At 42.3% G+C, this 10,000-nt stretch carries 3 protein-coding genes and 5 rRNA genes (2 of these 8 running past the window's edge); 7 read left to right on the top strand and 1 reads right to left on the bottom strand.

What is annotated here, in order from left to right:
* Together AABL52_RS25440 and rrf (AABL52_RS25435) are read left to right on the top strand one after the other, a co-directional pair.
* Positions 1–128, top strand: a 23S ribosomal RNA gene (locus AABL52_RS25440) (it extends 2,794 nt beyond the left edge of the window).
* A gap of 49 nt (positions 129–177) precedes the next feature.
* Positions 178–293 (top strand): 5S ribosomal RNA (gene rrf, locus AABL52_RS25435).
* Between the two features lie 180 nt (positions 294–473).
* Here rrf (AABL52_RS25435) and AABL52_RS25430 read toward each other — a convergent pair.
* On the bottom strand, positions 474–1,886 hold the full coding sequence (locus AABL52_RS25430; RefSeq protein WP_341518675.1) for a PLP-dependent aminotransferase family protein: 1,413 nt from the start codon (positions 1,884–1,886) through the stop codon (positions 474–476).
* Positions 1,887–2,003: 117 nt separating this feature from the next.
* On the opposite strand from AABL52_RS25430, the gene AABL52_RS25425 reads away from it, so the two are divergent.
* The 5 genes from AABL52_RS25425 to AABL52_RS25405 form a co-directional block, all read left to right on the top strand.
* The gene (locus tag AABL52_RS25425) at positions 2,004–2,963 is read left to right on the top strand and encodes a proline dehydrogenase family protein (protein WP_341519749.1); all 960 of its coding nucleotides are present in this window, start codon (positions 2,004–2,006) and stop codon (positions 2,961–2,963) included.
* A 1,224-nt stretch (positions 2,964–4,187) separates the two neighbouring features.
* Positions 4,188–5,739 (top strand): 16S ribosomal RNA (locus AABL52_RS25420).
* Between the two features lie 146 nt (positions 5,740–5,885).
* Positions 5,886–8,807 (top strand): 23S ribosomal RNA (locus tag AABL52_RS25415).
* Positions 8,808–8,855: 48 nt separating this feature from the next.
* A 5S ribosomal RNA gene (gene rrf / locus AABL52_RS25410) occupies positions 8,856–8,971 on the top strand.
* The 16S, 23S and 5S rRNA genes sit together here, the layout of an rRNA operon.
* Before the next feature lie 354 nt (positions 8,972–9,325).
* Positions 9,326–10,000 carry the 5' portion of a DMT family transporter gene (locus AABL52_RS25405; RefSeq protein ID WP_341518674.1) on the top strand. It continues 258 nt past the right edge of the window, so 675 of the gene's 933 nt are visible here — the first part of the coding sequence; it begins with the start codon at positions 9,326–9,328; its stop codon lies off the right edge, out of view.

Genomic DNA, 10,000 nt, shown 5'->3' with positions numbered 1-10,000 from the left:
CTCAAGATGAGATTTCCCATAGCGTAAGCTAGTAAGATCCCTGAAAGATGATCAGGTTGATAGGTTCGAGGTGGAAGCATGGTGACATGTGGAGCTGACGAATACTAATAGATCGAGGACTTAACCATATAATATGTAGCAAATGTTATCTAGTTTTGAAGGAATATGCCTTCATAGTTTGGTGATGATGGCAGAGAGGTCACACCCGTTCCCATACCGAACACGGAAGTTAAGCTCTCTAGCGCCGATGGTAGTTGGGACCTTGTCCCTGTGAGAGTAGGACGTCGCCAAGCAACTTTAAGACGAGTCAGAATGACTCGTCTTTTTTGTGTTTAATGGAAATAATCTTGTAATTAATGTTGGTTCTATGAGTACGTGTATCTAGCAAAAAACAGCTTTATTTTATTATGATTTCACATCTAAATAGCATACCTTCAGAAAAATATGGATAAGTTTGTTAGACCATCTATTCGTTAACAAGAATAGATACAAGGTATTGCCCTCTGTAGCCTGCTCACACCTTCTTTTATTTCTTCGGTTGTTAAATGTCCATACCCTATAATAATTCGATTATGATGTTTTCCTTTTTTAATGGCGTGCTCTTCCACAGGATATACTTTCACTCCGAGTTGTTGGATTTCCTCAAGTAATTCTTTTGTGAATTGAACTTGATTGAATTCAACAATCAGATGTAATCCTGTAGAATAACCGAAAATATTGATCTTATTGGAGAATGCTAATTTTAATTGCTGGATAAGGAAGTCTCTTCGAGTTTTATAAATTTTTTTCATCTTCATAATATGTCGCTCCAAATAATCTTCGGCAATAAATTTAGCAAGAACAAGCTGATTTAAAGAAGGTGTATGTAGATCTGAAAACCATTTGATCCTGCGGCATTTTTCAATAAGGTGTGAGGGAAGAACTAAGTATCCCATCCTAAGGGCCGGTGATAAAATTTTACTAAATGAACCTATATATATAACACGCTCGGGATCCAATCCCTGTAATGAACTTACAGGAGAGCCTTCATATCGAAACTCACTGTCATAATCATCTTCAATGAGATAACAATTCGTTTTTCTTGAGTAGTTAATCAATTGAACCCGTCGTTGAATCGGTAAAGCTCCTCCCAAAGGAAACTGGTGAGAAGGAGTAGTGAAGATGAATTTTGGGTTTTTATTTGCAGGCAACAAAGATGTATCCATTCCATTATCATCAACTGGTATAGGATGAAGGGAGGCTCCTGAATTTTTAAAAATTGTTTGAATGTCATTGGTGATGGGATCTTCTATTAGTACTTCATCACCCGCTGATAAAAATAATTTAGAAACAAGTGTTAAAGCTTGAGTTGCACCGGAAGTAATCACCAATTGTTCTGGATGACAAAAAACTCCTCTTGTTTTTAGCAAATAGCGTGATAAAGCCTTTCTTAATTCGGGACGTCCTTCGGGAATATCGTATCCAAATGTAGAAGGGGGTGCTTCATTCCATGTGGTGTGAGACAACTTTGCCCATACCTTACGTGGAAATAAGTCTAATGCTGGTATCCCTGAGCGGAAATTAATGATGTTACTGTCTTTGTTTGTTTCTTCGCACCAAGATAAAGAGTCAATTAGAGTTGATTCTTTACGTTGTTTTAAATAAGTCCCTTCGGCAATGAATGTCCCGGCTCCTTGTCGAGCGACCAAAAAACCTTCGGAAAGTAATTGATCATAAGCTTCTAAAATTACATTCCTAGACACGCTCAACTCAGAAGATAATTCCCGTGTTGATGGTAGTTTTTCTCCGGATTGTAGCTCTCCGTTTAATATTCGTTCACGTATTTGGTGATAAACCTGGCGAATTAAACTTATATCTAACGATCGATCAATAGGCATCCAAAGCATATAAATGCTCCCTTCATCAAAATTGGTACCATAAAAGTATAGCTAAAATGGTACTAATACGAACCATTTTAGCATGCTATAGTTGGAACAAATAGTTCTAAAGGAGATGAAAATGTGATGACGAAACCAGAACTCCAAGTAGCTCAGGCATTTAAATCGATTGCACGAAATGAACATATAAAATCCTATGTACAACAATCTACCGAACTCTATGCGTTATTATTGCAGGCCGCGAAACGCTTTGTCACCGGAGAAACGAGACATGAGGGGATTATGACGGCAAAAGAACTAATTACAAAAGGGTATCATACTTCACTAGAATACATAGGGGAAAATACTCTAGATATAAAGGAATGTTATAAAGCGAAAAATGAGTTTTTGAATCTTATTGGAGACGTGGGTGCTCTGCCAATAAAACAAACAGTATCACTCGATTTATCGCATATTGGATTATCTATAGATCCAGAAATATCTTATATTCATTTAATGGAGTTGGCAGAGAAGGCAAAAGTATATGGAACTACCATTATGATAAGTATGGAAGAATCATCTAAAGTAGCGGACATACTTTCTATCTATAAAAAAACAACTGAGCAATATCCTAATGTAGGGATAACGATTCAGGCACATTTATATCGTTCGAACAATGATATTCAAGAACTCCTACATTATCCAGGGAAAATAAGAGTTGTAAAAGGTGCCTATCAAGAAGCTTCAGATATTGCTATGCGGAGGTCAACTGACTTAAATCAACAGTATCTTCAGATTGTAGAACAATTAATTGAAAATAATCAGCCTGTATCTATAGCTACACACGATGAAATTCTTATTAAAGAGATGGAGCAACGTCAATATTTTAGTCAATCTAATGTAGAAATAGAAATGCTATATGGAATTCGTCCGGATATGTTAAGTGATTTGAAAAACAAAGGACATAACGCTAGAGTATATTTGACTTATGGGAAAGAGTGGTACTTGTATTTATGTCATCGGATAGCTGAACATCCAGAAAATCTATATCATGCAGTGACGGATATGATACATCCATATTCAGCACAGCAGAGTAAGGAATATTAAATAGACATTTAATCTTAAATGTAAAAATTATTTTGGTTATGGCCCAATAGAAAAAGAGCCGGAATTTCTACTCTAAGGAAATTCCGGCTCTTTTTCTATTGAAACTCGTTAAATACATACAGGACTTCTATGGGTGTTGAAAAGATTATGATTTATAATTGTGCAGCCGTATACCTCGTTTTTAGGGTGTTTTATATGTATTGGTTTCTTATTGTTATGTATTCTTAGAATTATAGCTAGAAATAAATGAATTTATAATTCAATATGTATTTCAAAACAGGGGATACATAATAGAAACAATAAAATTACATGCTTTGTTAGTAACTTGATTCGTTCTTCTAACGGTAAAACGTAAATAATAGGTATAGGATAAACATTCTTAAATGTGATAAAAAGTAATAAAGTGTAACGAGAACAAATGTTCCTTTCAGGTGTGTTAAGTATATTCGATCAATTGAGGTACGTATTTTTAATCGAGTATAGTTTATTTGTATATCTTAAATGTTTATTAAGGGGCTATAAAAGTTATTACGATTAGGCCGTATGGAAGTGGATGCTGCTAAAGATGAAAGAGATATAAGTCTGCTATTTCAGTGATACAGGGATAGTTAGTAAATGTTTACGAGTAAATAGGTAAGTAAGTGTTACTTCATATAAGGGGAACTCCATAACTAGAGTAGTCTATAAAGATTTATGTATCGTTGTTTGTTATAAGGATGCGTATCTTTAATCGTTTCTAATAGAGTACCTGATAAGTAAAGAGGTATTAGGGAGTGTGATAATTTTTAAACTACATATTAGTATGTATTAAAATAAGATTGTTAGTTTCGCTGGGGGGGAAAACTTACGTGCAAATTAAGTTTAGTGTATAAGTAAACTTGAATGTATTTTGGAAGAAATGAAAGTAAAGTAAAGAAGAAGAGGCTTTGCTGATAATACAATTTTTATAGGTTCTTCTCTAGAGTAGAGAGTGTAAAAATATTAACTTGAATATATTTATAAAAAGGTATTGACGATTGAACATTAGAGGTGTAATATAGAACAAGTCGCCGATGCAATAACGCAGAATGCGGCAAACGAAATAAAAAACTTAGTTGACATTAACTAACGAAGATGTTAACATAAGGAAGTCGCAAATGAGCGACCAAGTAGTTCTTTGAAAACTGAACGAAACAAACAACGTGAAACGTCAATTTTTATTTTTAGATGCTAGACAAACTAACTTTATTGGAGAGTTTGATCCTGGCTCAGGATGAACGCTGGCGGCGTGCCTAATACATGCAAGTCGAGCGAATGGATTGAGAGCTTGCTCTCAAGAAGTTAGCGGCGGACGGGTGAGTAACACGTGGGTAACCTGCCCATAAGACTGGGATAACTCCGGGAAACCGGGGCTAATACCGGATAACATTTTGAACTGCATGGTTCGAAATTGAAAGGCGGCTTCGGCTGTCACTTATGGATGGACCCGCGTCGCATTAGCTAGTTGGTGAGGTAACGGCTCACCAAGGCAACGATGCGTAGCCGACCTGAGAGGGTGATCGGCCACACTGGGACTGAGACACGGCCCAGACTCCTACGGGAGGCAGCAGTAGGGAATCTTCCGCAATGGACGAAAGTCTGACGGAGCAACGCCGCGTGAGTGATGAAGGCTTTCGGGTCGTAAAACTCTGTTGTTAGGGAAGAACAAGTGCTAGTTGAATAAGCTGGCACCTTGACGGTACCTAACCAGAAAGCCACGGCTAACTACGTGCCAGCAGCCGCGGTAATACGTAGGTGGCAAGCGTTATCCGGAATTATTGGGCGTAAAGCGCGCGCAGGTGGTTTCTTAAGTCTGATGTGAAAGCCCACGGCTCAACCGTGGAGGGTCATTGGAAACTGGGAGACTTGAGTGCAGAAGAGGAAAGTGGAATTCCATGTGTAGCGGTGAAATGCGTAGAGATATGGAGGAACACCAGTGGCGAAGGCGACTTTCTGGTCTGTAACTGACACTGAGGCGCGAAAGCGTGGGGAGCAAACAGGATTAGATACCCTGGTAGTCCACGCCGTAAACGATGAGTGCTAAGTGTTAGAGGGTTTCCGCCCTTTAGTGCTGAAGTTAACGCATTAAGCACTCCGCCTGGGGAGTACGGCCGCAAGGCTGAAACTCAAAGGAATTGACGGGGGCCCGCACAAGCGGTGGAGCATGTGGTTTAATTCGAAGCAACGCGAAGAACCTTACCAGGTCTTGACATCCTCTGAAAACCCTAGAGATAGGGCTTCTCCTTCGGGAGCAGAGTGACAGGTGGTGCATGGTTGTCGTCAGCTCGTGTCGTGAGATGTTGGGTTAAGTCCCGCAACGAGCGCAACCCTTGATCTTAGTTGCCATCATTAAGTTGGGCACTCTAAGGTGACTGCCGGTGACAAACCGGAGGAAGGTGGGGATGACGTCAAATCATCATGCCCCTTATGACCTGGGCTACACACGTGCTACAATGGACGGTACAAAGAGCTGCAAGACCGCGAGGTGGAGCTAATCTCATAAAACCGTTCTCAGTTCGGATTGTAGGCTGCAACTCGCCTACATGAAGCTGGAATCGCTAGTAATCGCGGATCAGCATGCCGCGGTGAATACGTTCCCGGGCCTTGTACACACCGCCCGTCACACCACGAGAGTTTGTAACACCCGAAGTCGGTGGGGTAACCTTTATGGAGCCAGCCGCCTAAGGTGGGACAGATGATTGGGGTGAAGTCGTAACAAGGTAGCCGTATCGGAAGGTGCGGCTGGATCACCTCCTTTCTATGGAGAATTGATGAACGCTGTTCATCAATATAAGTTTCCGTGTTTCGTTTTGTTCAGTTTTGAGAGAACTATCTCTCATATATAAATGTATGTTCTTTGAAAACTAGATAACAGTGTAGCTCATATTTTTTTAATTTTAGTTTGGTTAAGTTAGAAAGGGCGCACGGTGGATGCCTTGACACTAGGAGTCGATGAAGGACGGGACTAACGCCGATATGCTTCGGGGAGCTGTAAGTAAGCTTTGATCCGAAGATTTCCGAATGGGGAAACCCACCATACGTAATGGTATGGTATCCTTACCTGAATACATAGGGTAAGGAAGACAGACCCAGGGAACTGAAACATCTAAGTACCTGGAGGAAGAGAAAGCAAATGCGATTTCCTGAGTAGCGGCGAGCGAAACGGAACATAGCCCAAACCAAGAGGCTTGCCTCTTGGGGTTGTAGGACATTCTATACGGAGTTACAAAGGAACGAGGTAGACGAAGCGACCTGGAAAGGTCCGTCGTAGAGGGTAACAACCCCGTAGTCGAAACTTCGTTCTCTCTTGAATGTATCCTGAGTACGGCGGAACACGTGAAATTCCGTCGGAATCTGGGAGGACCATCTCCCAAGGCTAAATACTCCCTAGTGATCGATAGTGAACCAGTACCGTGAGGGAAAGGTGAAAAGCACCCCGGAAGGGGAGTGAAAGAGATCCTGAAACCGTGTGCCTACAAATAGTCAGAGCCCGTTAATGGGTGATGGCGTGCCTTTTGTAGAATGAACCGGCGAGTTACGATCCCGTGCGAGGTTAAGCTGAAGAGGCGGAGCCGCAGCGAAAGCGAGTCTGAATAGGGCGTTTAGTACGTGGTCGTAGACCCGAAACCAGGTGATCTACCCATGTCCAGGGTGAAGTTCAGGTAACACTGAATGGAGGCCCGAACCCACGCACGTTGAAAAGTGCGGGGATGAGGTGTGGGTAGCGGAGAAATTCCAATCGAACCTGGAGATAGCTGGTTCTCCCCGAAATAGCTTTAGGGCTAGCCTTAAGTGTAAGAGTCTTGGAGGTAGAGCACTGATTGAACTAGGGGTCCTCATCGGATTACCGAATTCAGTCAAACTCCGAATGCCAATGACTTATCCTTAGGAGTCAGACTGCGAGTGATAAGATCCGTAGTCAAGAGGGAAACAGCCCAGATCGCCAGCTAAGGTCCCAAAGTGTGTATTAAGTGGAAAAGGATGTGGAGTTGCTTAGACAACTAGGATGTTGGCTTAGAAGCAGCCACCATTTAAAGAGTGCGTAATAGCTCACTAGTCGAGTGACTCTGCGCCGAAAATGTACCGGGGCTAAATACACCACCGAAGCTGCGAATTGATACCAATGGTATCAGTGGTAGGGGAGCGTTCTAAGTGCAGTGAAGTCAGACCGGAAGGACTGGTGGAGCGCTTAGAAGTGAGAATGCCGGTATGAGTAGCGAAAGACGGGTGAGAATCCCGTCCACCGAATGCCTAAGGTTTCCTGAGGAAGGCTCGTCCGCTCAGGGTTAGTCAGGACCTAAGCCGAGGCCGACAGGCGTAGGCGATGGACAACAGGTTGATATTCCTGTACCACCTCTTTATCGTTTGAGCAATGGAGGGACGCAGAAGGATAGAAGAAGCGTGCGATTGGTTGTGCACGTCCAAGCAGTTAGGCTGATAAGTAGGCAAATCCGCTTATCGTGAAGGCTGAGCTGTGATGGGGAAGCTCCTTATGGAGCGAAGTCTTTGATTCCCCGCTGCCAAGAAAAGCTTCTAGCGAGATAAAAGGTGCCTGTACCGCAAACCGACACAGGTAGGCGAGGAGAGAATCCTAAGGTGTGCGAGAGAACTCTGGTTAAGGAACTCGGCAAAATGACCCCGTAACTTCGGGAGAAGGGGTGCTTTCTTAACGGAAAGCCGCAGTGAATAGGCCCAAGCGACTGTTTAGCAAAAACACAGCTCTCTGCGAAGCCGTAAGGCGAAGTATAGGGGGTGACACCTGCCCGGTGCTGGAAGGTTAAGGAGAGGGGTTAGCGTAAGCGAAGCTCTGAACTGAAGCCCCAGTAAACGGCGGCCGTAACTATAACGGTCCTAAGGTAGCGAAATTCCTTGTCGGGTAAGTTCCGACCCGCACGAAAGGTGTAACGATTTGGGCACTGTCTCAACCAGAGACTCGGTGAAATTATAGTACCTGTGAAGATGCAGGTTACCCGCGACAGGACGGAAAGACCCCGTGGAGCTTTACTGTAGCCTGATATTGAATTTTGGTACAGTTTGTACAGGATAGGCGGGAGCCATTGAAACCGGAGCGCTAGCTTCGGTGGAGGCGCTGGTGGGATACCGCCCTGACTGTATTGAAATTCTAACCTACGGGTCTTATCGACCCGGGAGACAGTGTCAGGTGGGCAGTTTGACTGGGGCGGTCGCCTCCTAAAGTGTAACGGAGGCGCCCAAAGGTTCCCTCAGAATGGTTGGAAATCATTCGTAGAGTGCAAAGGCATAAGGGAGCTTGACTGCGAGACCTACAAGTCGAGCAGGGACGAAAGTCGGGCTTAGTGATCCGGTGGTTCCGCATGGAAGGGCCATCGCTCAACGGATAAAAGCTACCCCGGGGATAACAGGCTTATCTCCCCCAAGAGTCCACATCGACGGGGAGGTTTGGCACCTCGATGTCGGCTCATCGCATCCTGGGGCTGTAGTCGGTCCCAAGGGTTGGGCTGTTCGCCCATTAAAGCGGTACGCGAGCTGGGTTCAGAACGTCGTGAGACAGTTCGGTCCCTATCCGTCGTGGGCGTAGGAAATTTGAGAGGAGCTGTCCTTAGTACGAGAGGACCGGGATGGACGCACCGCTGGTGTACCAGTTGTTCTGCCAAGGGCATAGCTGGGTAGCTATGTGCGGAAGGGATAAGTGCTGAAAGCATCTAAGCATGAAGCCCCCCTCAAGATGAGATTTCCCATAGCGTAAGCTAGTAAGATCCCTGAAAGATGATCAGGTTGATAGGTTCGAGGTGGAAGCATGGTGACATGTGGAGCTGACGAATACTAATAGATCGAGGACTTAACCATATAATATGTAGCAATGTTATCTAGTTTTGAAGGAATATGCCTTCATAGTTTGGTGATGATGGCAGAGAGGTCACACCCGTTCCCATACCGAACACGGAAGTTAAGCTCTCTAGCGCCGATGGTAGTTGGGACCTTGTCCCTGTGAGAGTAGGACGTCGCCAAGCAAAAACCTAAGTCGATTCGACTTAGGTTTTTTTGTGTTTATTTTTATTTACCAAATGTCATAATCCATAAATTTAGTAACTTTAAAGATGAAATAGGGACTGTCTAAATTAAAATTTGAGCGATAGTGTCGTAAAAGGTGATAAAGTAATACGTTTAAATGTTAGTGTAAGGTAAGAATTACCTTTTTATGTTAACTGAGTTGTAGAATGACTAAAAAATTTTACTCTTTATATGAAAGCGTTATGTGAAAAATAGCTATTCAGCTGTTTTTCACATAACGTTTTTTCATTTTTAAAAGATTTCACATAAGAAAAAATCTATAATTAAGATAGTTAACATATATTTTTTGATGGGTGTGGGGGATTATGAAAGAAATATGGATGTTATTAGTGGCTGTTATATTATGGGGGACAGCTATTGCGCCAACAAAGTGGGCATTAGAATCTATTCAGCCATTTACTTTGTTGTTTATTCGCCTTTTCTTCGCGGGTGGAATCTGTTTACTATTCTCATTTAAACAATTAAAAAGATCAGTTGTACATAAACAGGTCCCATGGAAAAGAATGAGTTTACTATCTTTTACTGGTGTAGCTGGGTATTTCATGTTCACATCCTACGGTATTTCTTTAACAAGTGGATTGCATGTTAGTATCATTGATGCTGCATTGCCATTAGTTACAATTCTTTTTTCGGCATTCTTTTTAAAGGAGAAAATTAAGTTGAATTATTGGATTGGAATTATGCTAGGAGCTATAGGTGTGCTCTTGATTACTGTTCCTTCTGACAATACTAATCAAGAGGTCTCTTTAGTAGGGGATATACTTATATTATTGAGCACTTTTTTATTTGCTTTCTATACGATATTGTTAAAACGCCCGAAGCAAGAGCGATATTTATCTAATAATGTTTTTACAACGCTAACTTTAATTATTGGAGCCGTTATTTTATTGCCTTTTGTAATGGGGGAAATCTTTTATTATGGTTTTCCAAAGATTGAAACATGGAAGACAGTATTTAGCGTAATGTAT

Source organism: Bacillus paramobilis (assembly GCF_038096195.1).
GTDB lineage: Bacteria > Bacillota > Bacilli > Bacillales > Bacillaceae_G > Bacillus_A > Bacillus_A mobilis.
This window is presented reverse-complemented; position numbering and strand designations above follow the sequence as displayed.